The organism is Marinomonas sp. 5E14-1 (assembly GCF_039939215.1).
Lineage (GTDB): Bacteria > Pseudomonadota > Gammaproteobacteria > Pseudomonadales > Marinomonadaceae > Marinomonas.
Genome location: NZ_JBDXMW010000024.1, coordinates 1 through 23,250, shown reverse-complemented (window position 1 = coordinate 23,250; position 23,250 = coordinate 1). Strand labels below are relative to the sequence as shown.

Annotated in this window: 23 protein-coding genes and 1 tRNA gene; 7 read left to right on the top strand and 17 right to left on the bottom strand. The window is 41.7% G+C overall.

The window, feature by feature from the left end; genetic code table 11:
• Positions 1-6 precede the first annotated feature (6 nt).
• A tRNA-Leu gene (locus tag ABFY09_RS14995) sits at positions 7-91 on the top strand.
• Between the two features lie 226 nt (positions 92-317).
• Positions 318-1,202: a DMT family transporter gene (locus tag ABFY09_RS14990; protein ID WP_347985084.1), complete on the top strand. Its 885-nt coding sequence runs from the start codon at positions 318-320 to the stop codon at positions 1,200-1,202.
• Between the two features lie 68 nt (positions 1,203-1,270).
• Here the strand turns inward: ABFY09_RS14990 and ABFY09_RS14985 are convergent, their stop codons facing one another.
• Entirely contained in the window at positions 1,271-2,161 is an 891-nt protein-coding gene (locus ABFY09_RS14985) for a LysR substrate-binding domain-containing protein (protein WP_347985083.1), read from the bottom strand.
• Between the two features lie 193 nt (positions 2,162-2,354).
• Between ABFY09_RS14985 and ABFY09_RS14980 the strand changes: the two genes are divergently transcribed.
• On the top strand, positions 2,355-2,549 hold the full coding sequence (locus ABFY09_RS14980) for a DUF2986 domain-containing protein (protein ID WP_347985082.1): 195 nt from the start codon (positions 2,355-2,357) through the stop codon (positions 2,547-2,549).
• A 32-nt stretch (positions 2,550-2,581) separates the two neighbouring features.
• Here ABFY09_RS14980 and ABFY09_RS14975 read toward each other — a convergent pair whose 3' ends face one another.
• From ABFY09_RS14975 to ABFY09_RS14950, 6 genes are all read right to left on the bottom strand, one after another.
• Positions 2,582-2,935 (bottom strand): VOC family protein, encoded by a 354-nt coding sequence (locus ABFY09_RS14975; RefSeq protein ID WP_347985081.1) that lies wholly within the window; start codon positions 2,933-2,935, stop codon positions 2,582-2,584.
• 7 nt (positions 2,936-2,942) lie between these two features.
• A complete protein-coding gene (locus tag ABFY09_RS14970) occupies positions 2,943-3,830 on the bottom strand; it encodes a DMT family transporter (protein ID WP_347985080.1) in 888 nt (295 codons plus the stop codon).
• Positions 3,831-3,971: 141 nt separating this feature from the next.
• Positions 3,972-4,103 (bottom strand): hypothetical protein, encoded by a 132-nt coding sequence (locus ABFY09_RS14965; protein WP_347985079.1) that lies wholly within the window; start codon positions 4,101-4,103, stop codon positions 3,972-3,974.
• 15 nt (positions 4,104-4,118) lie between these two features.
• On the bottom strand, positions 4,119-4,355 hold the full coding sequence (locus tag ABFY09_RS14960) for a hypothetical protein (protein WP_347985078.1): 237 nt from the start codon (positions 4,353-4,355) through the stop codon (positions 4,119-4,121).
• A gap of 142 nt (positions 4,356-4,497) precedes the next feature.
• A complete protein-coding gene (locus ABFY09_RS14955; RefSeq protein WP_347985085.1) occupies positions 4,498-5,604 on the bottom strand; it encodes a GlxA family transcriptional regulator in 1,107 nt (368 codons plus the stop codon).
• A gap of 312 nt (positions 5,605-5,916) precedes the next feature.
• Positions 5,917-7,044, bottom strand: coding sequence for a hybrid-cluster NAD(P)-dependent oxidoreductase (locus ABFY09_RS14950; RefSeq protein WP_347985077.1), 1,128 nt, complete (start codon positions 7,042-7,044; stop codon positions 5,917-5,919).
• A 264-nt stretch (positions 7,045-7,308) separates the two neighbouring features.
• Here ABFY09_RS14950 and ABFY09_RS14945 point away from each other — a divergent pair, with 264 nt between their 5' ends.
• Positions 7,309-8,583 carry an aromatic ring-hydroxylating dioxygenase subunit alpha gene (locus ABFY09_RS14945; RefSeq protein WP_347985076.1) on the top strand — a complete coding sequence of 425 codons (1,275 nt, stop codon included), beginning with the start codon at positions 7,309-7,311 and terminating at the stop codon, positions 8,581-8,583.
• 109 nt (positions 8,584-8,692) lie between these two features.
• Here ABFY09_RS14945 and pssA read toward each other — a convergent pair whose 3' ends face one another.
• Positions 8,693-10,030: a CDP-diacylglycerol--serine O-phosphatidyltransferase gene (gene pssA / locus ABFY09_RS14940; RefSeq protein WP_347985075.1), complete on the bottom strand. Its 1,338-nt coding sequence runs from the start codon at positions 10,028-10,030 to the stop codon at positions 8,693-8,695.
• Between the two features lie 404 nt (positions 10,031-10,434).
• Between pssA and ABFY09_RS14935 the strand changes: the two genes are divergently transcribed.
• The 3 genes from ABFY09_RS14935 (at position 10,435) to ABFY09_RS14925 (ending at position 15,261) form a co-directional block, all read left to right on the top strand.
• Positions 10,435-12,138 (top strand): transporter substrate-binding domain-containing protein, encoded by a 1,704-nt coding sequence (locus ABFY09_RS14935; RefSeq protein WP_347985074.1) that lies wholly within the window; start codon positions 10,435-10,437, stop codon positions 12,136-12,138.
• Entirely contained in the window at positions 12,135-13,550 is a 1,416-nt protein-coding gene (locus ABFY09_RS14930) for a sigma-54 dependent transcriptional regulator (protein ID WP_347985073.1), read from the top strand. The genes ABFY09_RS14935 and ABFY09_RS14930 overlap by 4 nt, the downstream gene beginning before the upstream one ends.
• A 457-nt stretch (positions 13,551-14,007) precedes the next feature.
• Positions 14,008-15,261 (top strand): dicarboxylate/amino acid:cation symporter, encoded by a 1,254-nt coding sequence (locus tag ABFY09_RS14925; RefSeq protein ID WP_347985072.1) that lies wholly within the window; start codon positions 14,008-14,010, stop codon positions 15,259-15,261.
• A gap of 112 nt (positions 15,262-15,373) precedes the next feature.
• On the opposite strand, the gene ABFY09_RS14920 is transcribed toward ABFY09_RS14925, so the two are convergent.
• From ABFY09_RS14920 to ABFY09_RS14880, 9 genes are all read right to left on the bottom strand, one after another.
• Positions 15,374-15,739 carry an MmcQ/YjbR family DNA-binding protein gene (locus ABFY09_RS14920; RefSeq protein WP_347985071.1) on the bottom strand — a complete coding sequence of 122 codons (366 nt, stop codon included), beginning with the start codon at positions 15,737-15,739 and terminating at the stop codon, positions 15,374-15,376.
• Positions 15,740-15,769: 30 nt separating this feature from the next.
• Complete coding sequence (locus ABFY09_RS14915) at positions 15,770-16,819, bottom strand: hypothetical protein (protein ID WP_347985070.1); 1,050 nt, start codon at positions 16,817-16,819, stop codon at positions 15,770-15,772.
• Between the two features lie 166 nt (positions 16,820-16,985).
• The gene (locus ABFY09_RS14910) at positions 16,986-17,504 is read right to left on the bottom strand and encodes a DUF2867 domain-containing protein (protein WP_347985069.1); all 519 of its coding nucleotides are present in this window, start codon (positions 17,502-17,504) and stop codon (positions 16,986-16,988) included.
• 377 nt (positions 17,505-17,881) lie between these two features.
• Entirely contained in the window at positions 17,882-18,361 is a 480-nt protein-coding gene (locus tag ABFY09_RS14905; RefSeq protein WP_347985068.1) for a DUF2798 domain-containing protein, read from the bottom strand.
• A 59-nt stretch (positions 18,362-18,420) separates the two neighbouring features.
• On the bottom strand, positions 18,421-18,978 hold the full coding sequence (locus tag ABFY09_RS14900; RefSeq protein ID WP_347985067.1) for a hypothetical protein: 558 nt from the start codon (positions 18,976-18,978) through the stop codon (positions 18,421-18,423).
• A 171-nt stretch (positions 18,979-19,149) separates the two neighbouring features.
• Entirely contained in the window at positions 19,150-19,650 is a 501-nt protein-coding gene (locus tag ABFY09_RS14895) for an RICIN domain-containing protein (protein ID WP_347985066.1), read from the bottom strand.
• A gap of 161 nt (positions 19,651-19,811) precedes the next feature.
• Positions 19,812-20,753, bottom strand: a complete 942-nt coding sequence (locus ABFY09_RS14890) for a DMT family transporter (protein ID WP_347985065.1) — start codon at positions 20,751-20,753, stop codon at positions 19,812-19,814.
• 249 nt (positions 20,754-21,002) lie between these two features.
• Entirely contained in the window at positions 21,003-21,974 is a 972-nt protein-coding gene (locus ABFY09_RS14885) for a transposase (protein ID WP_347985064.1), read from the bottom strand.
• Positions 21,975-22,694: 720 nt separating this feature from the next.
• Complete coding sequence (locus ABFY09_RS14880) at positions 22,695-23,138, bottom strand: GNAT family N-acetyltransferase (RefSeq protein WP_347985063.1); 444 nt, start codon at positions 23,136-23,138, stop codon at positions 22,695-22,697.
• Positions 23,139-23,250 lie beyond the last annotated feature (112 nt).

Here is a 23,250-nt window from a genome sequence, read left to right as displayed (position 1 = left end):
TTCAAGGCCAGTGTGGTGGAATTGGTAGACACGACGGATTCAAAATCCGTTGCCGAAAGGCGTGGCGGTTCGAGTCCGCCTACTGGTACCAACATAAAAAAGCCCTGATCGTTGATCAGGGCTTTTTTTTGACTAAATTATTTATACTCTGTTCTTTCATTATTCTCTCTCATATTTAAGCAGATCAAAGCAACTTTTATTGGCGATAATAACAGTAGAAAAACTACAGCCTAAAGGTTTTTAAATCGCGCGATTTTCTCTCCACTCCCTCTTACAATAAAAGACGAATTTCATCGAGTGTTTTAAGGAGAATAGATATGTTAAAAAGTTATTTAGCACTCATTGCTTTAGGGGTCATTTGGGGCTCGAATTTTATTTTTATGAAATGGTCTACAGCCCTTATTACACCTGCGCAAACAGTTATGTTGAGAGTGTTGTGTGGCTTCATTCCTCTTTTATTGATCGCTCTATACTCAAAGGTGTTGTATAGAAATCAACTCAAACACATGATGCATTTTGCCGTTATGTCGGTTCTCGCTACTTCCTTTTACTATTATGGCTTTGTGGCAGGTACTGCGTTAATTCCAACCAGCATTGCAGGACTGTTGAGCGGCTCCATTCCAATATTTACCTTCATATGCGCCTTTTTATTCTTACGAAAGGATCGCCCTACGTTGCAAATGTTAATCGGTGTTATCTTAGGTTTTTTAGGTATTATTGTCAGCGCTCGCCCTTGGGAGAATATTGAAAGCATCGACCCATTGGGAGTTATTTGGATGCTCGCAGGAACCACGAGCCTTGGCGTATCTTTTGTTTATGCCCAACGAACTCTATCACCACATAAAATACCGCCATTGGCATTAGCAACATGGCAAACAGGCTTTGCCTCTCTGACCTTGTTGATCCTAACCGATTTCACTGGGCTGTCCGCTATAACCACAGATATTACCACATTACTCGGTCTTGTTATCGGCCTTGGCCTATTAGGAACAGGAGGTGCATTTTTTCTCTATTACTACATCATTGAGAAATTAGGCTCGGTAAAAGCATCAGGAACCAGCTACATAGCACCTATCGCTGCCGTTATTATTGGTGCTTTTGTGGGCGAGGATATTAATATTTTTGTATTGGCCGCCTTAGCGTTGATTTTAAGCGGGGTTATTCTCATACAAACAGGGTCTAGGAAAATCTCAACAACCTAATTAAAAGCTTATATTTATAATTTACTGGCTTGGAAGCCTTCAAAGTTGCATTCGCGAATATTTGAACTTTACTTTGAAGGCTGAATTCCAGAAGCAAACTCCTTTAAACACCATTGCCAAACCGCTTCAACCGCTATTGATGTTTTAGCCATTTTCTTTTTAACCAAGAAATAATCAGGCTCAATAAAAAAAGATTCCTCTACGATTCGGATTAATCGACCCGATTCAATATCTTTTTCCACAAAAGAGCGACACACTAAAGCAACACCTTGGCCCGCTAAAGCGGCATCAATGGCTAAGGATGTTTGATTAAATTTAGCACCTGAAAGTGTTTCCTCTGACTTTAATATTAAGGGCCAATTATTATGAGAGTCATGCAATAAAGGAAACTGCTGAAGTTCTTCTATCTTGCAAGGGGTTTGTGTCTTATCTATCAACAGAGGACTGGCAACAACCACGAGCTCTTGGTGAAACAATGGCTCAGCTTGCAAATTAGATGGAAACGATTCGCCTGTTACTCTCACTGCAATATCAATTTGGTCCGCATCGAAATTAGACAACGATTCAGTCGCAAGCGTCCTCAGTTCTATCTCAGGAAATAAAGCATTCAATTCACCAAGACGCGGAATAAGTAATTTAGCAGCAAAAGTTGGCGTGACGCTAATAGTAACCACACCTGAGCGTTCCACAATCTGAGATGTTGCCTCGCTCACAATATCGAACGCTCGGCTTATATCCGCCAAATACCTAACCCCTTTTGGCGTTAATGCCAAACCGCGAGGCAAACGTTCAAACAATGTAATACCCAAGTGTTCTTCAAGCGCTCGTACCTGTTGCGCAACAGCACCTTGAGTTACACCTAATTCTTCAGCTGCTCGGCGAAAGCTCAAACAGCGCCCAGAAACTTCAAATGCACGCAGCGAGTTTAATGCTGGTAATTTTCTACGCGGTAAAATCATCACTTACCTCTGTCGTTTTTCTATATCATACAGAACTTAGTTAACAAGCAGTGTCCAGTAAGAACTCGAGAGAAAAATTCTCTCGTCGCTTTCAGACAAGATGCAAGACTGGTATAGTCGCTGCGGTCTCAACAATGGTGCTGATACTGGTTTCATTGTTTCTCTAAAATAGAATCACTTTGAGCACAGTAATATGAACCGCCGTAAGAAAATCAAAAGTATTTTGACCAAGAAGTCTAAACGCGCCAACTTAAAAGAAAACCCTAAGAAGGCGAAACCCAAATACATCTCAAAAGCAGAACGTGCAAAGATGGAAGTAGAAGAATCTAGTGCTCTAGAAAATTCCGATTCCTCGGTTGAAAGACAAGACGAAGATAATAACTCTTAGTAGGTAATGCCCTACTCTCTTTGGCATTTAATTTAGTTGATTTTACTCCAAACCGCCCATTCATTGCCGCATGGGTCTAGGAAGTGAAAACGACGGCCTCCGGGAAACTCAAAAATAACCTGCTCTATATGACCACCAAATGCTGGAATCTTCTCAACTAAAGCCTCAAGATCATCACTGTACAAAACCACCAATGCAGCGCCTGTTTGAGGTCTAGAAGAAAAATCAGCCTGAAAAAAACCACCGTCTAAACCGGCATTTTTAAAAGCAGTATATTGATCACCAAAATCCTCAAAACCCCAACCAAATACTTGACTAAAAAATGCTTTATTTAAAGCCAAGTCATGAGCGGGCAACTCTACATAATTAATTTTTGTCGATTCCATCAAAACCTCATTTTATGGTTGAGCTCACCACCAAGATCACACTCGCCACAATCATAGCACCGCCCAACCATTGCTGCTTAGTAATACGTTCGGCAAAACGTTTCTTAGAAAAATACAAAGTACCTAGAATTTCCACTTGGCCCAGTGTTTTTACTAACGCAGGATTCACCAAGGCGAATGCCGTAAACCATGCAATTGAACCTAAAGAACTAAATACACCTACTTTTGCACTCAACACAACATTCTTTCTAATTGGCGCAAGTAAATCTCTATCCTTAATAATCTGTATCCCGCACAAAATAATCGACTGAAGCGCCAAAACATAAAACAAGGTCACACCCGCACTGGTAATAATAGATCCTTGCAATAAATGGCTAGCAAGGGAAGCCGTTACGGTACTCAAGGCAAAACAAAAGCCACTACCCAAGCCAAACAATAATGACACATCCTGATGAACTTGCTTGATATTTTGCCACTTAACACTCATTACAAATGCACCAATCACACCCAAAGCCACCCCCAACCAAGAAAGCAAAGTCAGGGTAAAGTCTAAAAGCACCAGACCAATCAACGCCGCCAATACCGCTTCGGTTTTTGCTAATAAAATACCTAATGTAAAACTGCCTGATTGAAACACCTTCAACATAAGATAAGTCGCAATCACTTGAGCAATAGCACACACACTAGCCGTAACCCAGAACAAACTATCACTAGGAAATCGAACCCAACCAAAAATAAAATAACAAATAGCCAGATACACACCGACCAAAGGCAAACCGTATAATGAGCGAGACAAGGTGGCATGCAAAAAACCTGTTTCTTTCGCAAGACTATTTTGAAAAGCCGTTCGAATTGACTGACAACCAGCAGCAAAAAGCGTGATAAAAAACCACATACCAAAACCCTACTAAAACCATAAAGCGGTAGCATGCAGAGAAATTCAGTATTTGTAAAAAGAATAAATCTTATCTTTAGCATTCCCAGAAGGAATATCAAAACATCTTTATCTGGTAAAAACTAACACAACGCCATTACGCTACTTTTCATCAGCGTATTTAGCGAAACGCCCCTCTTGCTTGCCATGAACTTGATCGTAGCAAGGCCAACCACCAAATTTGGTTTCTTGGTAATCATTAAAGGCTTGCTGCAATTCAGCTTTCGTATTCATAACAAAGCCCCCATGCTACTCAACAGACTCTCCTATCGGACGGCCCTGTAACACTGAAAATCGAGCTACTCTGCCAAGATTCTTAAGCGTCACTTTACAATCACTTTTCAGCACAAAGGCTTCATCAACACGGACTTTTTTACCATCCAATTCGACCTCTTCACCTTCAAAAATGCGGTGGCACCATTTTGTTTTTGCTAGGAAGATTAAGCCAGATCTGAAAAGCTCAAGAGGGTTGAGCTCTATCTTCATTTCAATATGAACATCATAGCACCGCCCAAGAGATCAAATTTATTCAGATATTTGGTCGAACTTATCGATTTTTTTCAATGCAAAACACGAGGCATAAAAAAAAGAGCTCAATGAGCTCTTTTCATTTGAACCTACCCCTTAATCACATACTAACCGAGCCGTAACTTGGTTCGGAGTGAGATTGACTAAGTGCTTCTTGAGCGTGAGGCATGTAGACAACGGCATCACCTTCTTCCGTTGTTCTAGGTTTCGTTGTTTCGCCTTTCCAAGCGATTTTACGTTCATCACGAGGTGAAACACCGATGTGTTTTCGATAACAACGGCTAAAATGCGGAGTCGAAATAAATCCACAAGCCATAGATATCTCAACAATCGACATATTGGACTGCTTCAATAACTTACGTGCTCTTTCAAGCCTTAGTCGAAGGTAGTAACGGGAAGGAGAACAATCTAAATGGCGATGAAACATACGCTCAATTTGGCGGCGGGAAACATCAACAAAAGAAGCCAACTCATCTAGTTCGATAGGTTCTTCTAAGTTATTTTCCATTAACTCAATCACATCGACTAACTTAGGCGTACACATACCAACACTGTTAAATTGGCGCATTGGCATACGCTGTTGATCAGATTCATTGCGAATACGATCACAAATAAACATATCGGAAATGGCGTTCGACAAGCGTGCCCCATGCTGTTTAGTCATCATATTCAAAAGCATGTCCATTGGCGCACTGCCACCAGACGATGTCATACGATCACGATCCAAAGAAAACAGTCGATTATTGCAATTCACTTTAGGGTAAGTTTCCTGTAATGCGGTTAAACATTCCCAGTGAACACTGCATTGGTAGCCATCCAATAAACCCGCATGAGCAAGCACATAAGCTCCCGTGCAAATTCCACCCAACTGAACACCTTTGCGGCTTTGCTTCATTAACCAAGAAACCTGTTTATTCGTATAAGTGCGAGTAATATCAACGCCACCAGCAACAATAATCAGATCAAAACCGACATTATCTTGAAGCGAAAAATCAGGCGTCAAACTCAAACCATCACTGGCTAAAACCGCACTTCCATCTTCTGAAATCAAACTCCAACTATAAAGTTCTTCAGCAGATAACTGGTTTGCCATACGCAATGGCTCAATTGCAGAAGCAAGAGCAATCATGGTGAAATGATCAAGCAACAAAAAGCCTATTTTAGTTGTTCCCTTCGCTTCAAAAACGAGAGAAGAGTCTGTCGTCATTTCCATATTAATATCCCCATACGTGTGCCATTTACGTCTACTGCTTGGCGATGATTCATATTCGATATTGCTATCTACTGTAAAAAATATAAATCGAACAAAGCAAAATACAGACCATTTATCAGACAACTTTTTTATTTTAAGGAAACTTAGCGCTTTCCAGAGCCAGCGAGCAATTATCGCCCTTATCGCCGACACACCAAGCTGACGCCACGCACTAATATAGATCAAGAATGCGCTTTAACTGAACGTATATTTTAAAAAACAGAATATTCTTATTCAAAAAAGCAATATGACTTCCTAAAACCTAATCTAATACTCAATCACGACATCGGATTTAGGCACGGTACAACAAGACAAAACATAACCTTCTTCAACATCATCATCCGTAATCCCGCCATTATGATCCATCTGGGTTTCACCACTTTTCACCATAACTTTACAGGTACCACAAATCCCCATACCACAGGCTTTTGGAATCATAACATCCAATTTCGCAGCCGCTGTATGCAAGGTTTCACCTGCTGTCACTTGAACGCTTTTACCACTCCCTAAAAACTCAACGCGCAACAAATCTTCTTGGTTCACCGCCTCAGCTTCTGCTAATGCGACTTCAGCTTGCTCAATTGCATCTTCCACAGCACTCACAGGTGTTTCGCCGAAAGATTCCTCATGATAATGAGACATGTCAAAGCCTCGTGACTGAAGCAACGCCTTCACCGCTTTCATATAAGGCGCAGGCCCACAACAGAAGATCTCACGCTCCATAAAATCTGGCGAAATCATATCTAACTTAGCAGCATCCAAATAGCCTCGGTAACCCTGCCAAGGCAAGCCGTTCTCCATGCGCTCAACAATAAGGTACAAGCCAAAATTATCGAGACGAGACGCCATGTGATCCAACTCTCTAGGGTAAATCACATCTCGTGGTGAACGCGCACTATGAATAAAAGTAATATCCACATCGGCATTTGTATCAAACCACCAACGAGCCATAGACATCACAGGAGTAATTCCAACACCACCAGACAAAAGCAGCACTTTGTCGGATGGAAAATCAATGCAATTGAAATTCCCTACTGGACCATGCACGGCCAATTCAGAACCGACCGTCAAATTATCATGCAGCCAGTTAGACACTTCACCGCCAGCAACACGCTTCACCGAGATCGAAAAGCTATAAGGCACAGAAGGAGAGCTGGAAATCGTGTAGGAACGCATTACCTGCTTGTTTTCAATTTCTAACTCCAAGGTGACAAACTGCCCTGGTTTAAAGAAGAACATCACAGGCTGCTCAGCCATAAAACAAAAGGTTCGTACATCCCATGTTTCATGAATCACCTTCACGCAACGCACGTTGTGTCGCCCATTCACCCAAGTCTGAGTATTCACGGGTGCTAAGTAATCCGCATTCACCAAAGGTGTAGAAGAATCAGTCATAATAGGATCTCTTAAGTTAAATTCGTTATGGCACTGTTTCGAATCATTCTGGAGGCAGTTTATCAATCCAAGTTAACCCTAACCGACAATTTGTTGCTCATGGCAGTCAAACCTAGTCAGCACAAGACATAGAGAGTCGATTTATGTATCAACTCATGTCGTGAATGGTCATTTCCTACTGGTTTAATTGCGCCACTATAGCCTCGTAATCAAATGCGCTGAAAAGCAGTTCAATCAATCTTTTTGTCATGAAGGCCCAGAAAGATGAATCAACACGATCTCCTCAATGTTCGCCACGCTTCCGTTGATGAAGCAAAAACAACTATGTCCGATATGCTTACTAAGCGTCTGAGCAATTACTCATTAGACGCACCGCTCTACAATGATCCACATATGTTCCGAATAGACATGGAAGAAGTCTTTCAGAAAGAATGGCTATTTGTTGGCATGACCAGTGAAATCCCTAAAAAAGGCGATTACATGACGGTAGAAGTTGGGCAAAATCCTGTTTTAGTGATACGTGACGCCGAAGGCAATGTGAACGCATTTCACAATACTTGCTCTCATCGAGGCTCATTAATTTGTACAGAACACAGAGGAAAAGTTGCCAATCTTGTTTGCCCTTATCACCAATGGACTTATGACTTAAAAGGCAACTTGCTTTTTGCAGGCACAGAAATGAATAAGGACTTCGACAAAGGACAACACGGACTCAAATCCGCTTTTTGTAAAACCGCAGGCGGCTTTATTTTTGTTTGCCTTGGCAAAGAAGCACCAGACGATGGTTTTGACGATTTCCTAGACACCCTCGAAACCTATATGGAACCTTACGATGTAGAAAACACCAAGTTAGCGGTGGAATCTACCATGTATGAACGCGCCAACTGGAAACTCGTCATAGAGAACAACCGTGAATGCTATCACTGTGTCGGCAGCCATCCCGAACTTATCCAAACACTCTTAGAAGAAGACGACACAGAAGACCCTAGAGCGTCAAAAAGTTTCCTCGAGTTACACGCTGACCAAGCAGCGAAATGGGATGCAGAAGGCATTCCACATAAACTCAAAAGCTTTGGTGAAGTGCAGCGCAACAGAATCGTGCGTATGCCTCTCAAGAAAGGCACTCAAGTTATGACCATTGACGGTCTAGCGGCTTGCACAAAAATGCTTGGACGCATTAAAAACAGAGAACTTGGCTCCATGCGTATTTTGCATTTGCCTAACTCTTGGAACCACATGCAATCTGACCATTTTATCGTGTTTCGCGTATTACCGATTTCCGCTCAAGAAAGCCTTGTCACCACAAAATGGTTTGTCCACAAAGACGCGGTTGAAGGTGTGGACTACGACCCAGAAAACCTACGCAAAGTATGGGATGCAACCAATGAGCAAGACAAAGTCCTTGGCGAACGTAACCAACTTGGGATTAACTCCATCGGCTATCGACCAGGCCCTTATTCTGAAACCTACGAATTTGGCGTCATCAACTTCTTAAATTGGTACTCAAACACCATCAAGAAGAACCTGAAAACCAAATAGCTTTTCAAAAACGGCAACCAGACACAAAAAGGCGAACTCATTTGGAATGAGCTCGCCTTTTTCGTATGACTCTAGATAAACATGGCTCTAAAACAAGAAATTTAGTGAGTTATAAAATTCGCTTTAATAATCGGTCCATTCTGGTACGTACAACCTTTTTCAATAAACGCTGAATCTTCGATGGATAATCTTGCAATGTCTCTAATTGGCTGCATGAAGCGACGCGCTGAGTATGCTGAAAGATATTTTCAAACTCCGCACTGAACTTTGCTTCTAGTTGTTTTTCAGGGTCTTTAATGAGCAAACCGTTTTCCAAATCTAACGACCAAGCTCTTGGATTAACATTGTTACCCGTTAACAGAGTGGTTTTACGGTCTACCCATATTCCTTTTAAATGGTAACTATTAGAGTTGTGCTTCCAGAGGTGAATAGACAGAATTCCTGATTTTGTGTACTTCTCATTCACCACCGCAAACTTGCGCAGATTCATTTCATATAAATATGGCAACCCTCCAATGGCTTTAAACGGCTGATCTGGCGCAATGTAAAAGTCATTGGCGGTTTTATCACCCACGACAATATCCACTTTCACACCACGTTTAATCGCTCGCTTTACTTCTCTTAGAATTGGTTTCGGGAAATTGAAATATGGCGTGCATAAGATAATTTCTTCCTTCGCATTCGACAGCAGAGCAAGAATCTGCTTATTAAGAAGGTTATTCCGTCGTCCCACACCGACCAAAGGCGTCACAGCAATATGCGCTTCTTCAACAGATTCTGGTTTAACTTTATAGGACGACTTACTCAAGGCGATACGGAACTTTCGAATCGATAATTTGATTTCTTTCGTGCTTGGCAAATTAGCCTGAGACAAATTATGAACCGCTGGTTGCTCGATCATATCCTGTCGAACAAAGTCCACCATGCAGTCAGCTAGATGCGCATGCTGAATGGTATGGTAGCGGTCAAAACGGTAGCGGTCTCTATGATGTAAGTAGACGTTATTCAAACTGGCACCGGTATAAATCACAGTGTCGTCAATTACAAAGCCTTTAAGATGCAATACACCGAATACTTCTCGAGTACGAACTGGAACACCATAAACCGGTACTGAGACGCCGTATTTCTCAGCATACGTCTGATAAAGCGCAGCGTTACCCTTTGATTTTGCCGCGCCAACCAAACCACGCTGAGCTCGATGCCAATCGACACACACAACCACATCTAGGTTAGGATTTCGCAATTTGGCCTCATAAAGCGCTGTTAGCACTTCTCGTCCAGCATCATCGTCTTCGAGGTAGAGAGCAACAATATATATACGAGTGGTTGCCTTATCGATGGCTTCCAATAAGTATTCACGAAAATGGCGAGCCGACTGCAAAACATCAAATTGTTCTGGGTCAACCGAAAAAGCGGGCAATGCGTCAACAGAATATCGAATGGGCATGATACAGAGGTGCTACCTTTTTTAAACAACGGCGAACTGTAACAAATTTGTTTGTTGCGTGCTGTATGAATTCGTTAATAAAATTACTTCCACATGATGATTCATACAACCTAAAACGACTTGCGCCATTGATGTGAATGCCAAATACATTCCCCACACAGGCATTTTTCATAACACAAAAATTTCTGTTTTTATTTAATGGGATGTACACTCCATTCAGTATCAATATAAGCCATTTCGTTCATACACAATGAATGTAGAAGAATGCAAACAAGGCTTTTATCCTATATGAGTTGACCCGCACCCATAAATGCGGGGCTATTTTATTGAAAATACACCTTACCCTTGTCATCGTTTCCTTTCCAACGAGGCAGAAAACCTTTGGCAAGAACGATCAGAGCATTATGAAACAAACAATTAAGCCCCTATTTTCCTTGTTCTTTCTGTTATCAATTTTACTACTAACAGCGTTGGAGGCTGTGGCGAAAGACATCACCTCACCACACTCCACAGTGTTAATCGGTGGCGACCACAACTACCCTCCTTATGAGTTTATCAATGAGCAAGGCCAACCTGATGGCTACAACGTCGAACTGACTCGCGCCATTGCGGAAGTCATGGGCATGGATATCGATATACAGCTAAGCACTTGGGACAGCATGAGAACCAAATTAACAGAAGGCGAGATCGATGTTCTTCAAGGTATGGTGTATTCCGAAGACCGAAATCAGGAATTCGACTTCACTCCTCCTCACGCCATTATTAACCAATCTATTTTTGCTCGCAAAGGTGAATCAAGGGTTTCTTCTTTATCTGCGCTGACAAACAAAGAAGTCATAGTTCAGGAAGGCGGTATCATGCACGACTACCTGCTGCAACAGAATGTTAAAGCCACACTGATTCTTGTAGACACTCACGCCGCAGCTTTGCGCATGCTGGCTTCTGGCAAACATGATTACGCCTTAGTTGCCAACTTGCCCGGCCTTTATCTTGGTCGAGAACTTGAACTATCAAACATAACGCCCGTGGGAAAACCCTTCGGCACGCTCGAATATGGCTACGCTCTTCCTAAAAACCAACCTCAATTATTGGCCCAATTCAGTGAAGGATTAGCCATCCTAAAAAACACCGGCCGCCAACAAGCTCTCTACGAAAAATGGCTAGGCACTCTTGAAAAACCAAGTTTGCCTTGGGAGAAAATTGGGCTTTTTACTGGTATCGCTTCAGCGTTGCTGTTTCTTATTCTAAGCGGGATTGTGATATGGAATAGAATGCTAACCCGTCAAGTTTCCCTTAGAACCAATGAAATAAAACGACAACACGAACAATTAATCCAAGCCGATAAAATGACCTCTCTTGGTGTGTTAGTGGCAGGCGTCGCCCATGAGATTAATAATCCTAGCAGCCTACTTTTATTGAACTTGCCCGTCATAAAAGAAATGTACCAAGACATGGAACCCATGCTGGAAGAGCGCTATCAAAACGAAGGTGATTTCGACTTTGCTGGGCTTACCTATAGCCGCCTACGAACAGAAATTCCAGCTATTTTGGATGACATGCTAGTCGGAACACAACGCATTCGCAGGATAGTAAACGACCTTCGAGATTTCGCTCATCAAAGACCTGCAGACTCATACGAGAATGTAAACCTTAATGACGTTGTCGCTTTATCTATCCGCCTTGTTGATAACACCATCCGAAAATCAACCAACCATTTTGAAACCCATTATGGGAATCAATTACCTGTGTTTTTGGGCAACACGCAACGAATAGAGCAAGTCGTTATCAATCTTATTGTCAATGCTTGCCAAGCACTTGATGACGCCAGCAAAAGCATTAGCATTTCTACCTATTACCTTCAAAAAACCAACCGCCTTTGCTTGGAAATATCCGACCAAGGCTGCGGTATAGATTCAAACGATCTTCCTCAACTTAGCGACCCTTTCTTCACCACAAAACGCGAAGAAGGCGGCACAGGGCTTGGACTTTCCATATCCTCCAGCATCATTAATGATCACGGAGGCACACTGACATATACATCTGAACTGGGCCAAGGCACCAAAGCCTTAGTCTCACTGCCGGCAATTCATAGGAACCAATCGATATGAGCATAAGTAGCAATCCTGACTTTGGTATCCTAATGATAGATGACGAGGTGTCTTTTTTACGCAGCCTCAGCATCTCGTTGGAGCGACATGGTTTTAACAACCTTCACCGCTGTCACGACAGTCGTGAGGCTATGGATATCATTTCCCAAAAGCAAATTGGTTTAGTCTTGCTAGATCTAACCATGCCTTACATATCTGGCGAAACACTGTTAAAAAAGATTGTTGAAGAATACCCAGACATCTCTGTCATCATTCTCAGTGGCCTTAATCAATTAGAAACCGCGGTGAACTGCATACGCTTAGGCGCTTACGATTACTTCGTTAAAACAACAGAAGAAGACCGTTTAATCGAAGGGGTAAGCCGAGCAATCAGAATGAAAGAGATGCAGATCGAAAACCAAAAGATGCGCCAAAAGTTCCTATCCGGTACGCTCGAGCATCCTGAAGTTTTTTCCGAAATCATCACTCAAGATAAAAGCATGCACTCTGTTTTTCAGTATCTAGAGTCTGTTGCGATTAGCAACCAACCACTATTAATAGGCGGAGAAAGCGGCGTAGGAAAAGAACAAATCGCTCACGCCGTTCATACATTGAGCAATCGTCCTGGCTCTCTTATTTGTGTCAACGTAGCTGGCTTAGACGACAATGTTTTTGCAGACACTCTATTTGGTCATCATCGTGGCGCTTTTACAGGTGCAGACACAGTGCGAGCTGGCATGATAGAGCAAGCCGCAAACGGTACTTTGTTATTGGATGAAATTGGCGACCTGAGCTCTGCGTCGCAAATAAAGCTGTTACGACTTCTACAGGAAGGAGAATATTACCCTCTCGGAAGCGACCGGCCAAAGCGCATCAAAGCAAGAGTCATTGTGGCAACCCATCAGGACTTAGAGAAAAAGCAGCAAACAGGTGAATTCCGAAAAGACCTTTTCTATCGGTTAAGAATCCACCACGTTGAGATTCCAGCTCTTCGTCACCGTAAACAAGACATCCCGCTACTGCTGGACTACTTTTTAACGGAAGCGGCGAAAGAACTGAACAAACACAAACCGACCATACCCAAAGAGCTATTAGTGTTATTGGCAAATTACCCTTTCCCTGGCAACGTCAGAGAACTAAGAGCGTTAGCTTATGACGCGATGAGTCAGCATAAAGCCAAAATCTTATCTATGGAAAGTTTCCGTCGTGCCCTAAACATGACATCCATTCCAGATGTAGACACACCTGACCCCCTACTGTTCAAACCAGACATGCCATTGCCAACCTTACAAGAAACCAATGACTTACTCATCGAAGAAGCGATGCGTCGCTCGCAAGGAAATCAATCCATCGCTTCTCGATTACTCGGTATTTCTCAACCGGCATTAAGTAAACGCTTAAAGAAGAAAGAATCCGATAGCGACATTAACTAGAGAAGACTTATTCGCACCTTCCCTAGGCCTGCCAAATGTTTGTTTAATTGCGTAAATATTTGTTCAAAATATCGTCAATTATGCAAACATTCCCCCTATAACCAAAGGAATAGCTATAACTATTATAGTCAAACTAACTCTTTGTTTTTATTATAAAAATAAAATTAAAAAGAATTACATATTCCTTTTGTTATACCCTTTAAACCCTTCAAAAAACTCTAAGATTTAAAAATAAACCCATATATTTCAATAGCTTAAATATTATCAAACAAACTGGCACTGCTGTTGCTATGTATCAATATATGGAAGAAGTATGCAGACACCGATAAGACTCATTAAATGAGCCGAGTGCTTCATTTTAACAACAAGGCTGGTCGAGCAGATTCTCAATACCGAATCGCTATTAATGGGACCCTAAAAAAGATCCCTAATCATAACTATCGCAAAGGAAATAACTATGAGTACAACAGAACAAACCACCTCTGGATTCTGGAAGAGCATGCCGCTCTGGAAAAAAATCTTAATTGGTATGGTGCTAGGTGTGATCGCAGGTTCGATCATGGGACCAGACGCAGAGCTTTTAAAACCAATCGGTACTTTGTTCATTAACACAATCAAAATGTTGATCGTTCCTTTGGTCTTCTGTTCTTTGGTTGTGGGTGTTACCTCAATGGAAGACACTCGTAAAATGGGTCGTATTGGTCTTAAATCTGTTGTCCTTTACCTAGGCACAACAGCCGTTGCAATCAGTATCGGTCTTGGCTTAGGCATATTCATGGCTCCAGGTGAAGGCATCAACATGACAGCGGGCGCAGCAGCACCTGTTGCAAAAGAAGCCCCTACTCTTATCCAAACATTATTGGCTTTGATTCCTCAAAACCCAATCAACGCACTAGCGTCTGGTAACATTTTACAAATCATTGTATTTGCTCTTGGTCTGGGTGTTGCTTTAACTCTTTGTGGCGAAAAAGCAAAACCTGCTATCGCTGTATTCGAAAGCCTAGCTGAAGCAATGTACAAACTAACTGAACTTGTTATGAAGTTAGCACCATACGGCATCTTCGGCTTAATGGCTTGGGTAACAGGCAAATACGGTTTAGACATCCTGATGCCTCTAATTAAAGTGGTTGCTGCGGTTTACATCGGTTGTATCATCCACGTACTTGTTGTGCATTGTGGTTTGATCAGCACGGTTGCTCGCCTTAGCCCTGTAGGCTATTTGAAAGGTTTAATCGCTCCTGCTTCTGTTGCTTTCACTACAACAAGTAGCTCTGGCACGCTTCCTAGCACAATCAAAGCAGCACGTGAGGAACTGGGTGTTTCTAAAGGCATTTCAAGCTTTGTATTACCACTTGGTGCAACAATCAACATGGACGGCACAGCACTTTACCAAGGCGTGTGTGCAATCTTCATCGCTCAAGCATTCGGCATTGACCTTTCCATGTCTGACTACATGCTTATCATTGCGACTTCTACACTAGCGTCCATCGGTACTGCGGGTGTTCCTGGTGCTGGCTTAATCATGTTGTCATTGGTTCTAACAACGGTTGGCTTGCCAATGGAAGGTCTAGCGATTGTTGCTGGTATCGACCGTATTCTTGATATGGCTCGTACAAGCGTTAACGTTTGTGGTGACTTGATGGTTTCTGCCTTAGTTGCTAAAAGCGAAGGTGAATTAGATGAGTCTGTATACAACAAAAAAACAAGCTAGTTTTTAGTTGTTACTAACTCGTAAAAATGCCCTATTAGGTTTTGCTTAATAGGGCATTTTTTCATTTCATGGTTGCTCGATTCACAAAGTTTAAAGCAAATTTTCTACAGCTCTAGCCTTGATTCAGACCCAATTCTTTTTGCTTCTTTTTCGTCAAACCCAAAGACACAATACGATAAGATTCTTCAATGTAATACCTTAACTCTTCATCTAAATCTTTTGTCCCTTCAAACTGCTGAATCCATTTCATACCACGAGACGCAAGATAAGGCGCAGGTCTGTAACCCTCTTTATTGCGCAAAAACTCATAATTCAAGTCAGATGTTTTAAAAGTAAACGCAGGCGCACCACCCGGATTCCAACCACCAACAGCAAACAACTTACCGCCAACCTTCCACACCTGAGAGTTTCCCCATTGCACAACATGTGTTGTCACCGGCAAAGAGCCACAAAATTGATTGAACTCGTCATAGGTCATACGTCTGCTCTCTTATTTGTAAGCTCTCCATTAGGGTTGGCTATTGGATAACATCTCTTTAAAGGCTGACAAAGGTCGACCGCCGATAATCGTCAAGCGTGTTTCCATTTCTTTCAACCACTCCTCATCTTGCATAACAGAGTCTGGAAGTGTCGTACTAAGTTCACTCTCGCCAATATAAAGCAGTCCATCGATTAGCTCATCGACACTGCTATCTTGATGCCCATAAGTACCTAAACGCACTTTAGCCTTTGGTAAGACATCAAGAAAAAGGAGCTTCTTCGCTTCTGGTTGGCTCGTCAGCAATAAAGAAGGCTCGTCCAATGAAGATAAAGCCGAATTCGGTAAAGATTCAGTGATCGGCCATACTGTGAAGACTTGTTCAGGATACGCTTGTTTCAACAAGGTTCCGAAAGGCATTGGTACGCCTTCTGGCGCATTAGAAACATCCAACAAATGAAAAGCACCAAATACCATGAGCACTTTTTCATTCAACTCCATCACGTCGTGGGCTACGTTTAAAAAGCCTGCAGTTTTATTGTCAGCGGCGCTTTTCCAGTCGGAAACCTCAGAAACCTCTTCCCAATAAAAAGGTGCTTCAGCCAGCCAAACTCTTACACGCTGATAATCAGCAACAGACAAGTTATAGCGTCTCACAACCATAAAAAAATCGACATAGACATCAGGCACCCAAGCGGTGAAAAACAAAGCATCACGACGCACTTTGTCCAGAATGCTGGCATCATCTGAATGACCATTTAAGTAATCGTCTAGCGCTTTTTGGTAGCGGCTATTTCCAAACTCAACCACCAGATGTTTCACTTCATCCAGAAAGCCAGGCTGCTCCAATAAGTGAACATAGTCCGACATGACTTTTTCATTCCAGTGATAGTCTCCTAGCATCACTACTTGATGAGTCTGAAACGCTCTATCAATCACAGCCGGAAAATTTTCTGCTGTGCTCATCCATTGCTCAGTCTCTTGTTTGTCCAAAGCCCACTCAGCAGAATGAGGAATATAGTCACACCCAGAAATAAGCAATACCACTCCATAAATACATGCTTTCAAACGCCCTAACATGAGCTCCCCTATGTTTATACTTTCAAAAGACTAATGATAATAATTCGCAAAGGTGAGAACAATCCCTCACCACTCATTACATCATTCACTTTCCTTACTTCTTATACCTTAGAGAAAAGCTACTAAGCCCTCTAGTATCAAATGTGAGAATACAAAATAAGACCAGCTAGATACAAATAAATTTCGTCATTCTTTTCGCTATGATTTTATGGGATGGCGCCACTGGAATCATATAAAGTTTACCCAACCAGTTTTTCACATGAACTACGGTAGAAACCGTTATAAAGGTTGAGCCAGTAGAAGCGTCTGTCTTTTTATGAATGGATAAAACAACACTAAGATGCTTGTCATCGTCTCCGAGCAGCACCTCGTTTTGGTTATTCTCAATGAGAGTAAAAATGCCAACTCGATCGCCTGCTTTATAATCTGAACTTGGTTTACTCTCATCCATGTCTGAGAACGCACCTAAATCCTTAAGGCCAAATAGGCTAACAACACGATTCCTCAGAACCATCAATCGATCAAACCATTTAGGCGTCTGTTTCATCACCCGAAAAAATTGCTCTAATGGAGTCAAATCTGGATTAGTCGTTGGCATTTCCCAAGCATCGTAAAAGCTCGCTCCACTCGCAATAGCTTGGATTTTACTCTGCTCCGGCAAAGCCACTTCTTTCGGTTCACTCATAACTTCATCCTTTAATGACTCACTCGCTGCGTCCATGTTCAATTGCAAAGAAGCTAAAAAGTATTATCTGTCTCGACACTTTAACATAGGCGCTTTGGCCGGAAGAAAAGCTCCTATCATGGTTCCAAGAATGATACATACCAAAGCGATCAACAAACCATAGCAGTCTAGTCAAACAAAGGCACCGTCACCACACTAGCCAGCAAAGGAACCAACACCGTCAAAGCAGCATCATCATGTCATATAAAGACAAGAGTGCGAGAGACCCAGCACGGGAAATCAAAATAAACCCCGCCCAAATAAATACATCTGACAAACAGCTGATAAAGAATGTGTCAATCTCTCCCAATCATTCCCTTCCTGACTCAATCTTTCACTTAGCTGGCCATAAATTTTTCAAGCTTTGGTTTTAATACCAATGACATAAGTAAGCCTATGCATAACCCAAAAGGCAGAGCAGCAAGAAAAGCCTGTTGCCATGCCGCTATAAAAGCATCTATGTCTGTAAATCCTGTTAAATTTGCCGTAGTGCTTACCGCTAACACTGACTCCATAACGAAAGCCATACAAATACCAGTCAACACTTGGCGAACAGTATTGTGTACATTAGGCAAAAGCTTTTGCAGAGACTTGCTAATAATCGTCATAAACAATAAGCCAGCGGGCGCCATAACCAAAACCGCAATGGCAAACGATGAAAGCCAATCAATTAAAAAGCTTTCTCTGAAACCTACATTCATGTACGTCATGATTCCAGTCAGCGTGCCGCCAACAAAGCTCACTATACAAGCGATAACGAGGATTTTTTGATAAAGCGGTCTTTTCATTGAATCCGCTTTAGCAGTAACATTTGTCATGTATTTTTCCTCAGATATTAAACCTGCCTAGAAATTGGTTAATCATTAACATAATGCGACTAAATAGAAACAATTAACCATTGCTTTAATGTTGTATCAGTCTTATCGCATTCTGTTAACCTTAATGCGCGTTTGACCCAAGGCCCAGCCTCTAGCGTATCTGAATCTACGATGACACAATAACTTTGATCTTTATCCAATCGAATAGTTTTATCTGATGCATTATAAACAAATTTTTGGTGAGGATGATCACTGCAATCAAGCAAAGCAAATTCCGACTTTCCTGTTGCGATCAGAACTTGCATACATTGACCTTCAAAGGCATAAGAACTAATTTGCTTAGTGTCTGCATTGTATTCAAAGCGAACATCATGACCAGGATCATTCCTCGGAGTGCCTTTATCCGTTTTTGGCTTACAAGTATGAGTTTGCATTAACTCTGATTGACCTGCTCCATAAGTATCAATACAAAAACCATAACCGTTAGGCTCATCTAAATTTGCATTAAGCACTATATAAGGCGCTTCTGTTGGTACCTTCGGCTCCGCTGCTGACACAAAACCGATGCAAAACATCAATATAAACGAAATCAAGATTTTCAGTGTTGAATAGATCATAGACTTTCCTCTAAACAATAAATGTGAGTTTTAAATACGCTTCAGTTAATAAAAAAGTTAACTGAGCAAGCATATTAACAATACATCACCTTAATCTCGTTTGATTAACCAATCAACGAAATAAACCTCTACTACTAAGAATTTTGTGGCCCTCCGAGAATGAATTATGAACTATTCAGCTTTCCACGTGATCAGTTTTGCTTCAAAATTCTCACAATACTGCAAGCTTGCCACACGCCATAAATGACTTGGGCCAGAAGCTTCAAGACTTTCTGTTCCTGCTGCCACACAAAGATCAGAACCATTCATGACAATTTGACCAGAAGATGTGAGTTCAAATTTTTGCATCGGGCTACCATCACATTCTCGTACCATAACCGCACTTCCCGGTAGTGCTTTATCACCAGAAGCACTGGCGGCTAAACATCTATCGTACTCAGGCATTTTTAATGTGCTTCCATCAACAACAAACTGCTGATCAGAAGAACCAGGTTTACAGGTATGCACTTGTAATGGATCTTCAATTTTTAAATGATTTCCCCAACCAGATACATCAAGACAATAGAATTCAGACTCATCCAGCTCATCTACTAATTTCAGCTCAAAAGTATCCGCAGCCTGAACCGTAGCAACCATGAATACACAAGATAATATCGAATATAAATACTTCACTTTTAACTCCCACTATTTAATTTTTTGTACCAGCGCTTAATATTAATAAGCAGATCCCTTCAAACAATGAAATTTACAATACTTTAAATTTTTGCAAAAAAAAGCCCGCTATGTAGCAGGCTGTACAATGATAGTTCTTCATTTGATTCTAAAGATCAAAACTAGCTTCTATTACTTGATTTTCGCCGTAATACCAATAACCCCGCAAATACGATCAATGCCATCCCCGAGACCGAGGCAATCGTCGGTGCAATGCCAAAGAAAACAATGTCCCACACAGCAGCAAAGACCAAATAGCTGTATTCAAAAGTAGATACAATGGATGGCGGAGCGGCTTGATAAGCCCCTGCCAACAAGACCCCAACGACAATGGCGAATGCAGCGAGCAACGCAAGCACTAACCAATCGGTTAGACCCAAACTTGACCAAAGACCAAAAATATACGGATAGGCTTCGACTATCTTACCTTGTGGATTCAGCCAAACCAGTAGCACGCTAATAATCAGGCCAACGATTAGCATGGTCAGGTTAAGCGAGAGAGACATAGCCGCAAGAGGAACATTTTGGCATTTTACGCGAGTTGTAATATGAGCAAGAGCATAAAACACGGCCCCAATAACAGGAAGCACAGCCCAAATGGAAAATGCAGCGGTACCTGGTTGCAATAAAACAACCACACCAATAAACCCAAGCAAGACACCTAACCAACCAAGCGGACCTACGGTTTCCTTTATGACGTGCGCTGAGAGTAGAGTTACAAAGATAGGAGCAATATAATTGGCGGCACCAACGGTAGATAAACTTAAAAATGGTATAGCCGCATAAAAAGCCACAAATGTCGTAGTGATAAACAACGAACGAAGAACGGGCCATTTTCCTAAAGCGGTACGAACAACCCCTTTATGTGTCCTACGCACCCAAATTACGACTAATAGCATTGGCACTGACAACACACCCCGCAACGTAAAAATTTGCCAAAGAGTCAGCTCACTACTAAAAAGCTTGAAAACAACATCTTGAATCGAAATAGTGAGCGCCGCGGCGACAATAAGCGCAACACCTCGAAAAATGTTCTGTGGGCGAGTTTCAACGTTACTAACCATAACTACATTCTCTGTCGCAGATACTCAATTTCTCTCATACACTGCATTTAATAATATTTAAAATAAAGAGCGATTCAGGACACACATACTAAAAACTACATCAATCATAATAAGAAAACAAAACACACGGCTCTTGAATATCAGACTAATTTTGATTATCTATTCATTGATAATGTAGAAAACCATATTTAAGACACAACAAAACACTAAAGCCTGTTTAGTGAAGATTCAGATGGATTGAAAATGGGATTAATTGAGGAGTTGGCGCTTTTGCCGATTTGGTTTTCTCTGCCGTTGGTTTGATTCACAGAAATGAGCGATTGATTGCTCTTTTCCAACCACACCACCTGTTCTTTTCTCAAACTCAGTGGCGATACACAACCAATTTTCAGAGGAAATATTTAGACGCTTTAAGATAGGAAGTAATGAAGCATCAATTGAACCACGTTTGTCTTCTCGTATGATTCGGCCTGTCATATCGATCAACTCAAGATAGTCAGTTAATTTGAAAGGTAAGCCTTTCGGCATGTCTTTTTTTGGATTACCAACAAAAGGATATAAGGTTTTCGGTTGATGTTTTCTTTTTGCAGAGGTAACGCGCTTTTTCACGCTGGTAAAATCAGAGTCTTCAGGTGTTTTACTCATGCGCGCTCGAAGTGGGTTTAAATCAACATAGGCCATACAAGCCATTAACGCAGCTTCATCCAATAAAGCTTGAGACTTAAAACGACCTTCCCAGAAGTGGCCAGTGCAATTGTCTTCAAAATTCGCTCTTCGGGCTATCGGCTCATTTAACTCTTTCATAAACCAACTGATGTCCATCAGTCGTTGTCGGTAGGTTTCAGCAATCGTTTCGGCGAGCACTACAGCGTAATTTGGTAAGTTCTCCCCTCTTACATATCGTTGAGTGAACATCGTTCCTTTGTGTAATGTATGCCAGCGCTGTAATACTTCTAATGTTGACCATGATTTCGCCTTTTCAGCGTCTACATGCAAAACAACATGGAGGTGATTGCTCATCACGGCATAAGCACAAATATCAATGGAAAAGACAGAGGCTAAAAAGAGCAATCTCGTCTCTATCCAACCACGACGGTGTTCATAACTGTTTCCAGTAATAGGATCATCACCGCATAGAAAAGCCCGTCGAACACAACGAGCTACACAATGATAATAAGGGGTATCTTCTAAACTGACTTGCTCTTTCCTTGACCTTGGCATATCTAACCTCTCTTCCTTGAGAAAACACACTGTAATTATATACAGTACACTTAAATATGGTCAAGAAAACGCTAGAGGCTTTGTAAATACTGAGTTCTTAACATGCCTGTCCCAATAAGGTTGAACTATATGATTCACAATGAACTAGGGATGCCCTCTAACGCCTGTAGCAACTGCAGGAAAATTTGGCGTGGCTTTTGGAACAAAAGACATGACAGGTTTGACTGTCCGATTGCCTACATTTGTTATGAGTCACGTGCTAATGACCTTGTGTTTTTCTTGATTCCTTTAGAACTTATCCAGCCTTCCTTCAGGTATGACTCGTAGTACTCATCAAACTCCTCTTCGGCTTCAAAAGAGTACCCTCTATCATTAACATTATCTAACAACTCTGTGAGCACTTCGACTTCCCCACCTTCTCTATAGGTTACTTGGGAAACCTTCCAAGGAAAGTAGTCACCAGCTTGTGAGTTTGAAAATTTAACATATTCACCAACTCTCGGTATAGCCGGTAAGTTTATTGATTTGGTTAAGTGAACCCACCTAGTCTTACTAGCAAGCCAAATACTAAACTCCATAGAATACAATTGCTTCAACTCAGGCACTCACTTTTATTTTTCACAAACAAATTAAAGCTCATAACGTTGCCAACATGCGCAGCTTTGTAGTGGAGGCGAAGCCGTAACGAAAAAGCTGTCGCAGTGATTGGCCTTGTTAGCATTAACTACGAAGCTCCATTGGTTGAAATGATACGCCATCTTTGGTTCCAACAGGGCCTGACTCTGAAAAACCAAACCGTTTATAGACTGGCACTGCGTAAATGGACGACCGTAAAGAGAAGCTGTTGCTGTGGCAATGTTTTTTAACATGCTCCCACAGTAGACGAGATATACCTTTACCTTGAGACTCCTCTGCTACAAATAGATGGTAAAGATGCCCTGCTCCCTTTATGGAAATATAACCTGCTATAGAACCAGATTCTTCGAATACGAAATTCAGGTATCCGATACCAGAAATTCGCGATGTAAACGCTTCGTAGGTCAATGTATCGCCAAGCCATGAAGGTAACTCTCTGCTTGGATCGTCAAGGTAATAATGTGCAAGTGACTTCACCAAGCTGGCTATCTGCGGCACATCAGTTTCAATTGCTGGACGAATAGTCATAAGATTCCTTGGAATGCTAACGTTTTGCTAATAGGCAAATTACGTTGGCTATAATGTGCGAGGCACGAGCGCAGCCAACTGTTTTTTGTCCTTTTGAGCGACTTGTTATGTT